This window comes from Photorhabdus antumapuensis (assembly GCF_020387775.1).
Lineage (GTDB): Bacteria > Pseudomonadota > Gammaproteobacteria > Enterobacterales > Enterobacteriaceae > Photorhabdus > Photorhabdus antumapuensis.
On record NZ_JAHZMK010000024.1, the window covers coordinates 114,036 to 133,004 of the forward strand.

Consider the following 18,969-nt stretch of genomic DNA (forward strand, 5'->3'; position numbering starts at 1 on the left):
AGGGAGTGCCCACGTCATCAACATTCTTCCTTAGTTAACATCAATTTTGCTGGCTCAATCCAAACAGGGGACGATAAATCCTGAGTAATAGGTTCTCCCATAATGCGCAAAATTTGTTGCCATAAACCTGCCAACCGCAGTTGATAATCGTAAGCAAAAGCAGATGGGCAGGGGGCTCCGTTCAATACAGCACCCAAAGTATTGAGTAGAAATGCCACACCTTTAGCACCATCACATTCAAATGCTGTCATCCAGTTTTTGGTTGCCGGACAAAGAATTTGTGATGTTGCTTGGTACAGATAGTTATCATCCGGCTGACTGGCATTCAGGTAGAGGCTTTGTTCGTTATTCAGATGATCAGGTGCATGAAGGACGGGGGTCCAGATGACCGGCCCGTAACTGGCTTCCTGCGTAAGATAACCGACAGGCCAGATCAGCGTCATTTTATGCATCACCATATTGTGCATATCGGGATCTCTCAGATCCAGATAGGATTGCACGTTTAACGTTACTGTTGTCCCCGCAAAGCTAAGTTCAAAGCAATGAAATGCATTGCTTCTCTGACCGACATAAACTATCTCCATCTGTTCTGGACAGTGACATGCCTGTAACAACAGATCGAGTGCGGAAAATAGCAATTGGCGACTGGTTGTCAAATAACCACTTACCGGATGTTGCTGTGATAGGTGACTGATTTGCCGCGCCGCATGTAACCAACTTCTTCCAGCATCACATTGGCTATAAAAGCTATTTACCCAAAATATTGCATCATGTTTGTTTGCGGTTAATTGATGTCTTTTAATGGCTTCGGCATCAAGGGGATGTTCCTGAATGACAGAAATTCCACGAGCCAAGAGTGCCTGAGTAAGCTGATCGCCTTTGCCGCCAATAACCTCCGCCCGTATTACCACGCAGGCAATATCAATATCCTCTGGTACTTCATCCAGTGAGCGGAATAGGGGCACATTAAAATCACAGGCAAGTTGCCGCGAACGAGTACTGCCCTGTGCCAAAATACCGGCTAATTCCAGACCAGCCTGAGGTTGTAAAAACGCATTAAGATATAATTCGCCAAATTTCGAACCGACAATCAGAACCCGCCGTGGCTTTATCATATGTTCTCCTTAACAAGATTTAGTCAAGATATCTTTCATACAGGTAACCAGTGAGCCAACATGTTCATGTTGGAACAAGGTGTAATGATCGCCCGCAAGTTGTGTCACATGGACTGGCCCAAAAGCCTGCCAGCCAAGATCGATTGAGGCGATGGTGGTTGGATCGAGATAATCCATAAAATCGGGTAGTGCCTGTACTGCCCGAATAAGCCAGAAAGGCTGTGAAGTCTGTGGTGGACAGTAGTCAAGCAACGCATTCAGGTTATGGCGCCACACGTCATAAAGTGCGGTCAGTGAGCTATCAATCTGGGCAGATTGTGGCAAAGCATCGTGCAACGTATTAAGGAAGGTCTCCGTATCGGCAGCGATAACATGATCATCCAGAGTTAGACCGGGGAATTGCCCCTGCAAATCGAGCAGGAAATGACGATGACAAAATGCTTCATTCAGAGTCAAATCGACCCGCACATTTGGCGCAAAGCTGTCAATCAAGATGCATTGAGAAACACTTTCCCCCGCCGCTCGTAATTGATGAGCCATTTCATAGGCCACCAATCCACCGAAAGACCATCCTGCCAAGGCATAAGGTCCTTGCGGCTGTAAGGCACGGATTTGACTAATATAGTCAGCCGCCAACGCCGCCACGGAAGGCGTATCCGTATCTAAATTATCTGGCGAAAATGCTAGCCCAATCATGCGTTGGTCGCCGAAATTGGCCGCCAAATGGCGATACCCTAACAGATGTCCGCCAATAGGATGGACGATAAACAGGGCAGATTGCTTAATACTCCCCTGATTCAATATCACCACTTGGCAAGGGTTTTCTGGCTGATGTTCAATAAATTCAGCCAAAGAGTGTACAGTATCGTAAGTTTGTAGCAGGCTGAGCGGGTATTGACGGTTAAACGTCTGATTGATTTTCACCATTAACCGTACTGCCGCCAGAGAATCGCCACCTAATGTAAAGAAACTCTCATGAACACTGATAGCTTGTTGTTCCAATACTGATTGCCAAAGATTCAATACAGCTTGTGCTGTCACACTGAGAGCAACTGATGATGCTGGATTAACTTCCTGTGCCTCCTCAACCAAGGTAGCCAATGCACGTCTGTCAATTTTGCCGTTATCTGACACAGGGATCGTATCGAGAATGATAAAGCGCTGTGGACACATCCAAGCAGGCAAGGTTTGTTGCAACCAATGAGGCAGAACCGGTAAAAGCTCTGTAGATAGCGGTGCTTCGTCAGATAAACGCACACCCGCGACGAGTTGCAATGCACCTGTTGACGTAGTATGTGCAAACGCTAATGTTTGTTGTATATCCGGGTGCTCGCATAAGCGGTGTTCGATCTCGCCTAACTCAATCCGGTAGCCCCGAATTTTAATCTGGTGATCATTGCGCCCCAAAAATTCAATATTACCGTCTGGCCGCCAGCGCCCTAAATCACCGGTGCGGTACAACCGTTCACCCGTTTGAGGATGAGTAATAAAGGCTTGGGTGGTTTTTTCCAAATCATCCCAGTAGCCTAGCGCTAACCCTTGTCCACCAATATAGAGTTCCCCCGTTACCCAAACCGGGCAGGGTGAAAGTGTTGCATTGAGTACATAGAAAGTCTGATTAGTCAGTGGTTTTCCATATGGAATGCTACACCAGTTTGGATCAACTTGAGCAATAGGATAGGCAATAGACCAAATTGAGGCTTCGGTTGCACCGCCCAAACTGAGAAGATTCAACGCAGGGTGAAGGGCAGATAATCTTTCCGGCAAACTGATCGGTATCCAATCACCACTCATCAATACCCAACGCAGGCTATCCAAGGAATGTGGATAATCTCTGGCGTATTCCTCAAGCAGTTGCACAAATGCCGGAACAGAATTCCAAACTGTGACCGATTCTTGTTGTAACCACGTCAGTAATTTGTCGGGTTGTCGGCTGTCACCGGGAGAAGGAATAACCAGTTTTGCCCCACAACTTAAAGTACCGAACAGATCATAAACTGAAAGATCGAATGTCAATTCTGATATTGCCAATACGCTATCGTGTTCATTGAGGGCAATGCGTTGGTTAATATCACAGATAGTATTAACCGCGCCCTGATGGTCTATCATCACGCCTTTCGGTTTTCCGGTAGAACCTGATGTGAAAATCACATAAGCCAAATCCTCAGGACAGGCAAGCAAGCACTGTTCACCGGTATTTTTCGGTAAGCGGTTAAGTAATATTTCATCCAGAGAGATAACCTGTACACCCTCAGGCCAACCCATCTGTTGAGCAAAACTAGGTTGAGTCAATACAGTATCAACTTCCCCCGATGCCAATAACTGATGGATGCGCTGTTGTGGGTAGCTAGCATCAATAGGCAGATAAGCCCGTCCCGCCAATAAAATCGCCATAACCGCAACAATCTGTTCCCAACCCTTTTCCATCACCACGCCAATCAGAGACGAATACTGATTTTCTTGTGCTTGCAGATGGGCAGCCAGCGCCAGACTTTGTGACCACAAAGTGCGGTAATCAATTTGACGATAAGCATCGACTACAGCGGTACGTTGTGGGTAGCGATTCACCGCCTGCTCAATTAACGAACAGAGCGTATGGGGCGGAAACACATGCTTTGTCGCATTACTATCTTGGCACAAAATCCGATCACTTACCGGGAGCCACTCTGGTAGTGGGGCGCTCCATTGGTAATCGGGTTCAAGTAGGGCGGCGACGCTAGCCTGATAATGAGCAAACATGTTTTCTGCAACGTGTGGCTGGAACAGTTGCGGCAAAATTGCCCATTGAATGATAACGCCACCCTCTGAGCCGGAAATCAGCATACAGTCGAGATAAACATGCGGTGTTTGCGCACCAAAAAGATTCAGCGTTCCCAACCCCGATGGCCCTTTACCCGCCGTACCGGTTGTATCGTTGAACACGATTGGCATCCCGGCGTTCAAATTGTGACGGTGCTGATTTTTCTCTCTGAGCACCAGTTGGCCGTCAAATAGCGCATGTTGCAGATCAGCTAACCACTGTTTCTGTATCCGACTTACCGCGTCACTGAATCCTGTGCTATTGCGTAAATCCACTTCCAACAACGACGTGGTAGACAGATTTCCGACCAACGTATCGCAATGTTGCGGCATTAGCAGTCGGTTGCCATGCAGAACATTGATGGTGAAATGCTCGCTGTTGCTCCATACCGCCAGAATATGGGTGAATAACGTCAGCATAACTTGTGATGGTGAAGCTCGGTATTCTGCTGCACGTTGCTGCAAACGCTGCCATTGTTGCGGGCTGATATATCCCGTCAGACATTGTTGATTAAGCTGTTGTGACTGATGATCTTTTAACGGTAACATCGGAGCATCAGGCAGATAAGGTAAGCGATTAAGCCAATATTGCCGACTTTGTTGCCAGGCTTCCCCCGTTTTCTCCTCCTCCAGCGCTTGAATATAGTCACTAATAGTCACTGCCGGTGGTTCTGGCCGCCAGTTAGGTTCCAGATATCCGCGTTGCAAATCGCGTAGGATTAACGTCAGACTTTTCCCATCAGCAACCAATAGGTCGATAGTCAAATGCAATAAACATGCCCGGTCATCAGTATGATATAGAGTCAAATCAAACAACGGCCAGTTATCGCTAGGAACACCTTTAGTACGCAGGGTATCGCGGGCATCAGTGAGTTTTATCTCGCGCTGAGCGGGCATCATGTTACGACAGTCAATTACCGTCGGGGTATAGCAGGGAACTTCTGGCAAAATATGATATTGCCCATCCTTCACATAGCCACGTAATTGCGCATGGTGGTTCACCACACGATTCCAGGCAGTAGTGAAACATGGCAGATCAAGATCGTTGATAGCCAGTTCAGCGTAGAAATGCGCGATACCGTTACCAAACTGAAACAGTTGGCTTTCACCTAACCAATAAGCATATTGCAACGCAGTAAGTGGAAGCGTCTGTTCCGATGCTGAATTCGCCTCAAGTGGAACAATCTGTGTAGCGGATGTTGTTTCAACCACTCGCAAGGTACGACAAAACTCACTCAGCTTAGGATGTTCAAACAGCTGTTGCAAATTTGCCTGTTCGTAACCTTGACGACGCAATTGTACTACCATTCGGGTAGCAATTAAGCTGTCACCGCCACTTTGGAAAAAGTCACTGTGGCGCTGTATTGGCTGAGGAAGCAGTGAACACCAGAGCGCGATTACCTGCTGTTCTATATCATGGAACTGGTCATCCGCTGTTTCCGGTTGCCCTGTTTCCAACGTTGATGACAGTGCCACGCTCTCTTTAGCAGTCACGAGCAAGGGTAATTGTTCTTGCTGTTGAACATGCAATGAATAAGGCGAAGTGGAAAATTGTGCTGCTATTTCACTGACATTAAGCCGCGCTTGCCGTTCAGCCCGCGCCAGAATCAATTGTTGATGCAGTTCTGGCCCATCTTGCCCCGGCCATTCCAATGAAACCCGATAGCCGGATTTCTCCAAACACTGACGCCAGTCTGCAAGCTCCATCAATGCACTATCGCCGCGATCATCACTCCAGGCATTAATGCCTTCAATAAACCCAACACTAGCAAGTTGCATCGCGCTTTCGCGTTTCGTTGATTCAATAATCAACAACCATCCACCGGTTTTCAGTAATCGTGACAGGCGCTGTAGGGTGTTTCGCAGATGGGTTGCGTCATGCAACACATTAACCGCCATAATCAGGTCGTAACCAGATTCAGGATGCTGGCTAAAATCAATACGCTGATTAATATCGAATAGCGCAAATTTTACGGTTTCGCCATAGTGATTAAGCAACTGGTGTGCATCATCCAGAAATAGCGGTGAAACATCGGTAAAGTAATAGCGTTCAATCGATTGTGCATTGCGTTCAAGTACCTTCGCTGAAGTTGCACCGGTTCCTGCACCAACTTCCAGTACAGTGAAATGCTCAGATACCTGACTCAATTGCCGGACAATTTCAGCGGCAGTTTGATTCAGGCAACGTAACGCTGGATTCTCACTATAGAGGCTGGCAGTGGTCTGTTTATCGGCAAACAGCAGTTCCAACGCATTCCCTCGCCCGGCAAGCAGGGCATCATGTTGCTCAATACATGTCGCGACATAGCGGCTGATCGTATGGCACCATACGGCATCGTCCAGTTTTGCCGTAGGAGCAGGAACATGATTAAGCGGTTGCAAACAACGGTATCCATCAGCGGTTCTTTCAATCAATCCTTGGTTGTTTAATAACAACAACCATTGGGTAAGAAGGCGCTGATACTGTGGCGCAAGTTGTAAACGTTGTTCAATCTCCGTGCGAGAGTGACATTGCCGTGGAGAGGTGAACAAGTTATGGCGCAGTAATGTCTGGCTCAAACCAAACAATGCTTGCTGCTCAATGTATTGCCAAGAACGTTCAAACGCCTGTTGTTCTGTTAATTCAGGCAGTGGTAACACATCGGTGCTTATTGCTAACGGTTCTGGTAGCGATAATGGCAAATTGTTTTCTGCCACCAGCCATACGTTATAACCTTGCGTGTCGTCCTGACGTGGCTGAATCTCTGCTAACCGTATTTCAGGTTTAGAACGCAGATATTGTTCGACTTGACGCAATTCAGGTTGTTGCGGCCAGAAGTTATAACGGGTATGACCGGAAGGCGGGATATGAAGATCATAATGTTCTATGCAGTCAGGCTGGCGGCAAATTTGCACTAACATCGCATTATAAGCGGCAAACAGTGCCTCAATAACCCCCGGTTCCAACACATCATCCATGCAGTACCAGTTAAACAGCAGATCACCATCCACTTCCATGACCTGATGATCCAGCCAAACTTGTGGGGTTTGACTCAGAACAAAGACTGGATCACCCAGTAACTGAGTAATGGATTGTTTAATGGCAACGCCTTCTTGTGCCATTCCCAACATGCTGGTGAAAACCACCGGCGTCAGCGGTTGTCTGCTCTGTGATTCACCGTCTTGTTGGCGGCCAAGTTCTCGCAACACCTCAACACCATTGACATAGTTATGGCTCAGCCGTTGCCATAGCAAAGCTTGTGTCTTCTCCATGCTGGTACGCAGGGAAGTTGTCTTACGTAAGTCAAAATCCATCAACATGACGGAGGTAAAATCACCAATCAGATCTTGAACCTCTGGATGGAAAGGCTGCCGGTTAAAGAATGTCAGGTTGAGGGTAAACAGCGGATGACGGCTGTACCATTCCAGAGTATGCGCAAACAGCGTCAGCAGACCGGCAGAAGGCGTCACACCCCATTGTTGCCAGCGTTGTTTAAGCATTTGCCAATCAGATTGTGCTAATCGACCTTCATAAGTTGTGAATTGTGGTTGACTACGCTGAGGCAGTTGTGGATTGAGCGGCAACCTTGGCGCCGGAGGCAACGAAGATAATTGTTCCTGCCAATATGCCCATGATGCCTGCCACTCTTTACTTGCCCGTTGAGCTTGTTCCGCCATCACATAGTCACGGAAGGTAAACACCTGTGGAGCCAGTGGTTGCTGATGGTAAGCGCGTTGCAAATCGTCCATCATGATCCGGAAACTCTGTACGTCAAATTGCAACAGATCCAAGTTCATATGTAAGCGGCAACGCGCATTCGGTAGCAAAGAAGCAGAAACTTCAAACAGTGGCCACTGTTCCGCTGGCGGCACCTGATAAGAAAGTGTGTGGCGACGCTGAACCAGTGCCTGTTGGCAAGCGGTTTCATCCAACATACGCAAATCATCTTGTGATAAAGCATACCAAGGGGTTTCAGACAAAATTCTTTGTTGCCCGTCTTCATCCACCACCATACGCAACATGCCATGACGCTGAATTAAAGCATTCCATGCCTGTTCGAAACGTGGAATATCAAAACTATCCAGTGTCAGATCCCATTCAAATAAGACGTGACACGCGACACCGCCAAAATCAATGGCCTGAGTACGACCAATCCAGTAAGCGTGCTGAATGGGTGTTAACGGGAATGGGGCGTGACGTTGGGCGCTGTCAATAATGATCTCAGGCTGAGAACAGGCTACTACTAACTGTTCAGGTAATACGTCGCCAATAAGCCGATTAAGCCCCTCTAAAGTCATATTCTGATAAGCCAACTCGGAAGTTAATCTGAAACCAAATTGCTGGTGGATCACCGCATTTAGCTCCAAAAACTGTAGGGAATCCAAACCGAATTGCAGTAAGTCCTGTTGTGGCTCCAAACGTTCAGGCTGTTCTAATCGTAACAATGCAGCGATATGTTGACGCAACCAATTAAGCCGTTCTTCACTGTCCTGATACAGCGTGTTATCGACAGAGTGTGAAGGAGCAGAGACTTCCACCGGATGGATATAAGCAGTGTCAGCCTGTAAACGCCGCGAAATATCAGGGTGATGTTCATCTAACCGTATTGCCAAATAACAGGGAGATGCGGTATGCAAAGATTGATTAAAATGCCAGATACCTTCATTGACGCTGAACGGTAACATGCCATCTTGTGCCAATTTTTCCACTAATCGCCGGTCGCGAGCCATACCAACGCCACCCCAAACACCCCAGACCAATGTTTTTACCATCAACGGACTCGGTGCTGTCAGCGCCAAAGATTCCAGATAAGCATTGGCAACGGCATAAGCACCTTGTCCTTGAGCACCTAACATTGATGCGGCAGAAGAATGAAGCAACAGATAGTGTGCATTATGTTGCTTAAGAGCAGTTTGCAATGCCGATGCACTCAGCGCTTTTACTGATAACATCTGTGACAGACGTTGAGGTTCAAGTTCTGCCAACCGGGTGTGATCAGCGATACCCGCCGCATGAATTGCCCCGGCGATACCATCCTCTTGTGCCAGCATTTGCACTGCATTTAATAAAGCAGGTGTATCAGTAACATCAACTTTAATCCAGCGTATCTCACATTCAGTATTCAGTGATAACTCTTGAACAAAACCATCCCAATCCGCATGTTGACGGCGGGCAAATACCGCAATTCTGCGTGCACCTTGAGCCAACAACCAACGGATGGAAATCTGACCAATTCCTCCCATCCCCCCGGTCACGATATGCCAACCCTGATGGGGAATCGACATCGACTGTTGGGAAAGCAATAAGGATTGACGCTGTAAAACCGGTACCGAGACTTGATTTCCACGTACTCTCAACCAGCGATTATGTTCACTCAAATATCCAAGCGCTAATGACAAAACGTTAGCATCGTTGATATCAGCAATATCAACCGCCTGAATACGGCGGTAGGGATACTCTTCAACTGCGACACGTAACAATGCCCAGACAGCATATTGAGCTGGATTGATATTTTCTGGTGATAAGGTGGTTTCCGGTTGAGCGCCACAGGTGACAACGGTTAATGATGTCGCTTCATCACGTTTTAATTCGGTAATAACCTGATCACATAATTCAACTACATCACTGCCGGTAAGCAGTAATAAGATATTTCCGCTTTCTGGCTGTAAATGAATACCCGCCTGACGCCAATGATTAACTATCTCGTCATTCACAGTTGAAGAACGGAGAGTATATGCCGTTGAAAATCTTGGGTTATCTGTGATGTTTATGGTACGCCAATGTAGAGCATAGTGGGTGTCGGGACACGGCTGTGGTACGGGAAGCCATGAATTGGTCGCAGTTTGTGTTGACACAAACTGACGCGGCAAATCGCAACGATCGCTTAACAGGGCAAATAGACGCTCACCCGCATAAATCAAAGCCGGGAAAGCAGTGAGTAAACGTGCTTCTAATAATCTGCGTTTGGCATATGGCAAGGGACAATCAGGACGATACATTTTACTTGCTGTTGGCCCAGAAACTTCCCGGTAATAACCTTGCTGGACACAATAAGTTAGCAATTGTTCCAACAAAGGGCGCCAACAGGGTTGCAGCCGGCCAGCCCGAATAGTATCGATAGCACTGAAACCTTGTTCAGTATCACGCCCATGACATTGATATACCAATGCATCGGTATACAACTCACGTAGTGTTGCAGCATCGGGGTTTTGCTCAATAGCAGGATCGAGCAGAGCATTTACATCAAGTCCAGCATTGACATTGGTTGTAGATTGCACAGATTTGGTTGCAGGGAAGCGATAATGCTGTTCATCAAATGGATAGAGCGGAGCATGACATTTTTCCCCAGTAAGTGAGAAAAGATGCGGCCAGTCAAGGTGCACACCAGCACAGTAAAGTTGCATGAGAGCCGTTTGCTGAGCTGTCTCTGGAGAGCTTTGACGCTGTACGCCAGCAATCCAGGTTTCCTGTGGCAGACTGACACGCCGCCCGATGCCGGTTAATTGTGCATCAGCCCCCATCTCCATAAATAATGCCACCCCTTGCTGGCGAGCAAATTCAACAGCCGGGTAATAGCGCACAGTCTGACGCATATGGTTACGCCAGTAGTCCGGTGAACCCAATTGTTCAGCCGTTGCAATATTGGCTGTCAGGGTAGAAATCAGCGGAATTTCCCCCAATGCAGGTTGCAACTGGCTACAACGCAGAGAAAATTCCTCCAGTACACCATCAAGCATGGCTGAATGTGCTGCACAGGCAACATTAAGACGCTGGCAACGAATCTGCTGTTGTTCCAGGCGTTGAGCCAAAGTAGCAATTTCCGTCTCTGTACCGGCCCAAACCCAGTGTTGTGGGCTATTGCAAACCGCCAAATCTAATACCAGCGAATGAACGAACGGCAGTACTTCTTTTTCATTGGCAAAAACCGCTAGCATTGCGCCCCCTTGGGAACAGCTTTGCATCAGTTTGCCTCTTACGGCAATGAGCGGCATCACCTGTTCAGGTGTGAAAACCCCCGCGACAACGGCAGCGGCAAATTCGCCAACAGAGTGCCCCAATACATAATCAGGCTTTAATCCAAGCGCCTGCCAATGTGCCGCCAGTGCAATTTGATGCGCCACAATTGCCGGTTGTGCATATTCGGTAGTAGCTAATGCAGCATCATGCTCCCCGAACATTACTGCTTTTAATGGCAATGCCAACTCTGATGCACAAGCTGCACAACAACGATCCAACATAGCGGAAAAAACAGGAGAGCTGGCATACATTGCTTTTCCCATTCCAGACCATTGACAACCCTGGCCGCTAAATTGCCAAAGTTGCTTACTTTCGCTATTGACTTGCCCACTGAAAATGTTTGGTGTTGGGTTTTTGTCGGCAAAAGCGGATAAATTTTCAGCACCTTGTGGTGTTAGCGTCAACGCTAAACGCCAGGGTAATGAAAGATCACGCCCCTGTAATGCGGTCAAGGCCAGATCTGCATGATGCTCTGGTGCACCATTGAGCGCAGCCGCATAACGTTGTGCCAATTGACGTAATGAAAATTCAGAAGCAGCAGAGAGCAATAAAGGCGAAGTCTGCGCATGACGGGCACGGTGACGACGTAATTCCTCTGGCAATGACTGCACCACGACATGGCAGTTAGTACCACCAATACCGAACGAAGAGACGCCCGCGGTACGTAATGCTTGTGTCCAGCGCTGCCCTTGTGTTGCCAGCCTGAATGGACTTTGTTCCAACCGTAACGCCGGGTTGGGTTGCTGGACATTGATCGTCGGTGGAATATAGCCATGCCAAACAGACAGAACTGCTTTAATCAAGCTAGCAATGCCGGCGGCCGTATCAAGATGACCCATATTGCTTTTCACTGAGCCAAGATAACAAGGCGCTACCGCCACACTACGGTCAGAAAATATGCTGCGTAGCGCGTCAACTTCTATCGGATCGCCAAGAGGAGTTCCTGTGCCATGTGCTTCAATCATGCCAACATCATCAATGCTAACATCGGCCAGTTGGAGTGCTTCGATAATAACGTTGCGCTGACCGTTAACCGACGGGGCTGTAAAACCAACTTTCTCATTGCCATCGTTATTAATGGCACTGCCACGTAGCACAGCCATGATGGGATCGCCATCACGCAGAGCATCACTCAGGCGTTTTAGTGTGACAACACCAACGCCATTGCCACCATAGGTGCCATTTGCCAGGCTATCAAAAGGGCGACAATGCCCATCAGGCGAGAAGATCATGCCCGGCTGATACAAGTAACCACTTTCTTGCGGGAAAGAAACCGCTACACCACCAGCCAACGCCATGTCACACTCACCGGCACGCAGGTTTTCACAAGCCATATGCACGGCAACCAGTGAACTTGAACACGCTGTTTGTACCGTCAGTGCTGGACCTTTTAGGTTTAATTTATAAGCGGTACGTGTCGCAAGATAATCTTTATCGTTACTGATTAACGCTTGAAGTCCTTTAACTTTGCCAACATCGGTCATGGAAAATTGTGACCATGAAGGCCAGGTACTGACTCGGCTACTACCAAAAACACCGGTTTTCAAGGGGACATAACGTGGCGCATAACCAGCATGTTCAAGGGCATGCCAGGCGGTCTGGAGAAAAAGACGCTGTTGAGGATCGAGCATCTCCGCTTCCTGACGTGAATAACCAAACAGCGAGGCGTCAAATTGTTCCGCCTTCTCTAATATCGCTGCCCGATTGACAAAGTTTTCACTCTCAATGACTTCGGGAGAAATACCTGCATCTAATAATGTTTGACGAGAGAGCGGAACAGTACACTCAACTCCGCGTTGCAGGTTATGCCAGAAAGTATCGCTATCTGGCGCCTGAGGAAAGCGGCAGGCAAGGCCAATCACTGCGATAGGATCGCAATTATCGTAGTGAGGCGTTAAATCAGTCATTATGCAGCTCCTTTATGACGTTTTTCCCGTTGTTGCAGACGCTTTTGTTGTTGACGCTGACGAGGGGTAATCGACTGGCGATTTCCGTCGTGAGAATCCTTCCGGCAGCGCAAACTGAGCGTCTCTGGTGTTGGATAAGCAAATAAATCAGTCACGGCAAGATGATAAAAACCCGTATGTTGTAATTTGCCATGCAATTGAATTAGTTGTAGCGAGCTGGCTCCTGCCTCAAAAAAGTTCTGCTGTGCGTTAATAGGATGATTTGTTATGGACAAGAACAGGCGTTGAATTTCGCTGCATATTTGTGGGTCGAATCCCTCCGAACGCGGTGATGGCGCAATGGCAACAGCAGTATTTTCAACCATCATGGATTGCTGGCGTGGCATCAATTGTTCCAGTGCTGCATGCCAACTTTCTGGCTGTGCCGCAAGAGTACGCAATAGCGTCATATAGCTATTGAACATGTTTTGTAATTGACGCGGTTCAAACAATTCTTCGACAGCATCCCAATTTAGACAAAGTTCATTATCGGATTCATAAACCTGATGATCCAACCAGATTTGTGGTGTTTGGGAAATACCCCAAACGGGTTTCATCCATGATGAATGCGAAAGGAATTGCCCCTGATGTGTTCCCAATGCACTGGTGAAAACAACCGGCATAATGGCCGTATCAGGGCCGCGGCTCTGTGCCAATTCACGCATTACTCTAATTGCTGAAATGTGACGGTGATCCAAATCCTGCCATAGCTGTTGTTGCAATCTACGGGCACTTGATAACCAATTTTTCTCCGGGCGCCAGGCCAGTAATGACAGGGAAGTGAAATCACCCAGAATGTGATTAATATCTTCATGCCAGTGCGGGCGATCGAACAGGGTAAGGTTAAGCGTTAGCTCCGGTTTGGTACTGAACGCAGAAAGAACCGCTGCATAAGCCGCAATTAAGAGCGCAGAAGGTGTTATCTGATAAGGAGTTGCATGTTGTTTTAACTGACTCCATTCATGTGCAGACAACCGATCGCTATAGCGCACAAAACGTGGTGATTGAATACTTTCCGGGGCAACTCGTAGTGGCAATTGTGGTGCCAGTGGTAATGTTTTCACTTGCTCCTGCCAATATTGCAGCGAACGCTGATCTGCCGGCATTTGCTGCTGGCGTAACACACAATCCCGGAATGTGACTTTCAACGGTGGCAATTCATGCTGCTCGTCGAGATAGAGCTGTTCTAATTCGGCCAGCAATATCTGCATACTCAACCCGTCTAATAGCAGATTATCCAGACTGACAAATAGCCGGGAGACAATCCCATCGTCTTGCGCAAGCTGGAAATCGAACACCGGCCAGTAACTGGCATCTAATACCTGATGTGAAAGTTGTTCACGTAATGTGTCGGCCTGCGTAATGTCGGTGAATGGATGTTGTTTGACGGAGAACAACGGGACATTTTCTAATATCTGCTGCTGCCCATTGACAACCACGGTTCTGAGCATTGGATGACGCTGGATCAGACGATTTAGCACCCGATTTAAACGTTGAACATCTAACTGCCCTATCCGGTATTCGATAAAGAAATGTGCCCCAACACCACTTAAAGCGAAACCCGGATGGCGTCCGACCAAATAAGCCTGCTGAACTTCCGTCAGTGGGAAAGGGTGGTATTCATTTTGCTCTTTCGGCAGAGCGGACTCTGCTGATGAGGTTTCAGCCAGAGGAACCAGCGTAGCTGCAAATGCAGCCAATTGAGGGTGACGGAAAAGATGACCCAGTTCACCTTTGAAGCCTTGTTGTGTCAGTTCACCAACCAAACGTGTAGCCAGAAGACTGTCTCCGCCAAGTTGGAAAAAGTCACTGTCACAGCCCAGTTGCTCTGTATTGAGCAAGCGTTGCCAAATGCCAGCAACGGTTTGTTCCACCGCATTCAACAAAGCCATTTCATTCTTGCGGGGTGCTGTCTCTGTTTTTGTCGCTGACTGTAGTGCTTGCGATAGCGCCTTGCGATCAATTTTGCCGTTAGGTGTCAGTGGCAAGCGAGGAATAATATGCAAGCGCTGTGGGATCATATATCCCGGCAGATGTTGTGCCAGCCCCGATTTAATTTTTTCCCGATCAGGGATAGTGACACCGTCACTTGATTGCATCAATAACACACTAAGGTTACCGATGGTCATTGGCGTTTCGGCCTGTAGTGACGATACTTGTAATGACGATAACCACTGTGACGCAGAGCGTAATTGAATACCTTGAGGTGAAAGCAATTCAGTCGTAATCAGGGAGAGAGACGATGCCTGTTGCAACTCCATTGCCAATATCAACGCGCCAGGTTGAGCAAGTGGTACCAATTCCTTGATACAACGTGCGGGATTTTCTTCCCGGTGTAATACGTTATTCAGCAGAATAATATCAGCCTGATGTTGCAGCGACTCAGGAACTTGTTCAGGCCAACTTTGTTCAAACCAACATTGTACTGACGCATGAGCATAACCATTTAACCGTGTTTGCGCCTGATTGACCAATGCCAGAGAACGTTCAAAGCCGAGATAACAGAGATGTTGATCAGTAATATGTTCTGCCAACCACTGGGCACAGCGCCCGCTGCGAGCATCAAACTCCATCAAAGTCACGGGGCGTTGTAATCGCTGAGAGAGGGTGGTGATGACCTGTTGCAACCCTGCCAACCACTGCTGGGTTTCTGGCAACACAAACAATTGTTGTTCCGGTGCGAATTGCGGATCGTCAAGTAATGCAATCGCCGTCTGTTGACCAGTAAGAACATCACGTAGCACAGCGTGCCAGCGTTCCGGGATACCTATCGCCTCATGATTGGATGTAACAGGTAACCATCCAGCCTGATATACATGTTGTGTAGATTCAACCAGTACTTTGCATTGGCAAAGATATGCCAACATACGAGCAAACCAGTCATAGTATTCCGGTTTGGGCCGATAGTATTTCAAGCAATCTGTCAGTGATTGCGGTGAAGTAAACGTAATACCGTGACGAGATAGATGTTCCAGCAGGAACATTGCAACTTGAGGTTCACTGTTATCCCCGGTTATTGCGTGCGTTGCAGGGAACAGATCACGATAACGAGTCGGTAACTGAGGCGCACGATTTACCCGTTGGCATAAATAATCACCGTCCAATTCAAGGAACGCCACCAGCGACTTCTCTTTTTCGCCACTGGCGAGTGCCACCCCTTTACTGATTCCAGTTACTTGATTAAGTGCCGCATCAATTTCTCCCAACTCAATTCGGTAACCCCCAATTTTTACCTGGCTATCACGACGCCCCAGAAATTCAAGCCAGCCTTCAGGATGGTAACAACCCAGATCACCGGTGCGGTACCAGCGTTCCCCTTGATCGACAACAAATTGAGCGGAAGTACGTTCTTCATCATTAAAGTAGCCTAATGCGACACCGGCACCACCAATCCAAAGCTCACCGACAACCCAGTCAGGGCAATCACGACCATCTTCACCTACGACACGGTAACGCTGGTTAGCCAGGGGATAGCCATACGGAATGGAGCGCCACTGTGTTTCAACTTCTTTGACAATATATTCGTTTGACCAAATAGCCGCTTCTGTTGCCCCCCCCATTGCACTCAAAACACCATCAGGATTGAAGGCTCGGTAACGTTCAGGCAGTGACAAGCTGATCCAGTCCCCGGACAACATCACGGTACGAAGTGCTTTCGGCGCATCGACCTCCATACCTTCGCAATAGGTCAGCAACATATCGAACAGTGCAGGCACGCTATTCCACAACGTCACATTATGACGCGCGATCAACGTTTCCCAGGTTGATGGGTCACGACGCTGTGCTTCATTAATTAATACCAGCGCACCTCCCGCTGTGAGAATACCGAAAATGTCATAAACGGAGAGGTCGAAATGTAGGGCAGAGAGTGCCAATAACCGGTCGCTACTTTGGACCTGATGACGTCGATTGATATCCAAACAGGTATTGAGTGCGCTTTGGTGGCTGATAACCACTCCTTTTGGCATACCGGTTGAACCAGAGGTATAGATGATATAAGCCGGATCAGTAATCGCACGCTTAGCCATGTTTGCCAAAGGCGGCCATTGCTCATCCTGATGCCAGGAAACACAATGCATCTCTTGTGTCCGGTCATCATATTGCTGTTCAGGATCAATGATAACGACACGGATTCCAGCACTTTCGCAGATAGCACGACGGCGGTTTACGGGTTGATCAACAGGAACTGGGACATAAACGGCGCCGATATAAAGTATCGCCAATACCGCAACAATTTGTCCGACGCCTTTTTCCATGCTAATGGCAACCCGATCTCCCGGTATAACCGACATTTTTTGCAACACGGTTGCTAACCGGCGAGCGGCCAAACTTAATTCACCATAACTGATTTCCTTATTATTAGTCACCAAAGCAACAATATTTGGTGTACGTTCTGCCTGCAAAAACACACCTTCATGCAGCAGGGCATCCGGCAAAGGTTCAGTTGTGTTATTGATCTGATACCGAAGCTGGTATTGCGATTCAGGCATCAAATCCGGTAATTCTTTACTCCACTGGGTGGCATTTTCCGTTAGGTTGCCAATGAACCTCTGATAGGCGGTAAATAAGGTATCCATTAACCCATCAGGGAAGAGTTCATCGTTACTATCCCACTGAATATTCAGCGTATTTTCATGTTCAAACGCAACGAAATCCAGCCATACCTGAGGTGTTTGTGATATTCCCCAACTTGGTTTTCCCAGAACATCACGGGTATTTTCACCATATAAAGGTCGGCCTAAATTGCTGGTAAACACAATTGGCGCACCATGTGGATGGCTGCCACGTTTTTTAAGTTCACGTAAAACTTCTACACCAGACCAGTGGCGATGTTCGTAAGCTTCGGCAAATGTTGCCTGCGCATCTTTAGCCAGTTGGCAAAACGGCAAATTATCAGCAGGAATATCTAATAGCAGAATATTAGTAAAGTCGGCCAGCAGGCTATCAACTGCGGTGTGCAACGGTGCTCTATCAAACAATGTCAGGTTAAACAACAAACGGGGGGCATGATTCCAGCGACATAATAAACCAGCAAAGGCGGTCGCCAATGCCATCGTTGGCGTAACACCATTTTGTTGAGCAATTTGTTTAAAACGTTGCCAATTTTCAGGAGCCAAGCAGAAACATCTGCGCTGAATGCGGACGTTTTTTATTAGGGAAGGTTCCTTAGCCAGCGGAAGTTGCGGGGCAGGGGGAAGAGTATCTAACCGGTTACGCCAGAATATCTCTGCTTCTTGTCGCGCCTGCACAAATTGCGCCTGATATTGCGCCAAATAGCGGCAAAAATCGTAGTCAGAAGGGATAACCGGCAGGTTGCGTTTAGCAATTAACGCCGCCAGTTCAGTAAAGAACAGGCTAAAACTGGCGGCATCCATGATCAGCAAATCAATATTAGCGTGCAACCGATGTTGATTCTCACCAAACAGACTTAGCTGAATATCGAACGTTTCCCCTTGTTCAACCTGTAATACCCGATGGCTTAGTTGTTCGCGTATATTATTCAGCGCGGGTTGCTGTTCGTCTGCTGTCAAGCGGCGCAGGTCATAAACCGTTAATTTTTTCCAATAAGCATCTGTCATACCTTGCTGACGACCATCTGGCAAAAACCGTACTCGTAACATCGGATGTCGCTGAATCAACCTATGAATTGCCGCTTCCAATTGTTCAGGTTCCAGCCCGATACCGTCAAATTCTTGATATAAATGGCAACCTACTCCTCCCAACGTCTGTTCCGGCGAACGCCCAACAAAATAAGCATGTTGTACTGCGGTCAATGGGAACGGACGAGCATCTGCAATCAGTGGTTGCAAAGCGGCGTCAGGTTTAGGTGCTGTGTGAGTGACAGGCGTATGACGTTGCAGAAGCTGGTTCCAGGCATGCAGTGTGGGTTTTTGATAAAGTTCACGAAGGGTGACGCGATATCCCTGCCGCCTCAACTGGTTTAACAATGCCATCATTTGCATTGAGTCCAGCCCCTTGCGAATTAAATCATCGTTATCATCCACCAGTGTATTTTTTTGAGTAAACAGGCCAGATATTATCTGGCGCAGTGAATCTGGAGAGACAAGATCCGTATGCATGAAGATATCCTATAAATAATGACGGTTACGAA

The 18,969-nt window shown here is 47.7% G+C and carries 3 protein-coding genes; all 3 read right to left on the reverse strand.

The annotated features are described in order from the left end of the window. Positions 1 to 17: 17 nt before the first annotated feature. The 3 genes from KZ793_RS10250 to KZ793_RS10260 are packed head-to-tail and all read right to left on the reverse strand — an operon-like array spanning position 18 to position 18,937. Positions 18 to 1,115 carry a Gfo/Idh/MocA family oxidoreductase gene (locus tag KZ793_RS10250; protein WP_225815243.1) on the reverse strand — a complete coding sequence of 366 codons (1,098 nt, stop codon included), beginning with the start codon at positions 1,113 to 1,115 and terminating at the stop codon, positions 18 to 20. 9 nt (positions 1,116 to 1,124) lie between these two features. Beyond that, positions 1,125 to 12,818 carry a non-ribosomal peptide synthetase/type I polyketide synthase gene (locus KZ793_RS10255; protein WP_225815244.1) on the reverse strand — a complete coding sequence of 3,898 codons (11,694 nt, stop codon included), beginning with the start codon at positions 12,816 to 12,818 and terminating at the stop codon, positions 1,125 to 1,127. Beyond that, positions 12,818 to 18,937 (reverse strand): non-ribosomal peptide synthetase, encoded by a 6,120-nt coding sequence (locus KZ793_RS10260; protein ID WP_225815245.1) that lies wholly within the window; start codon positions 18,935 to 18,937, stop codon positions 12,818 to 12,820. The genes KZ793_RS10255 and KZ793_RS10260 overlap by 1 nt, the downstream gene beginning before the upstream one ends. Positions 18,938 to 18,969: the final 32 nt, after the last annotated feature.

Coding starts and splice junctions, on each gene's coding strand:
- KZ793_RS10250 (WP_225815243.1), bottom strand. CDS start 1,115: ATGATAAAGCCACGGCGGGTTCTGATTGTCGGTTCGAAATTTGGCGAA.
- KZ793_RS10255 (WP_225815244.1), bottom strand. CDS start 12,818: ATGACTGATTTAACGCCTCACTACGATAATTGCGATCCTATCGCAGTG.
- KZ793_RS10260 (WP_225815245.1), bottom strand. CDS start 18,937: ATGCATACGGATCTTGTCTCTCCAGATTCACTGCGCCAGATAATATCT.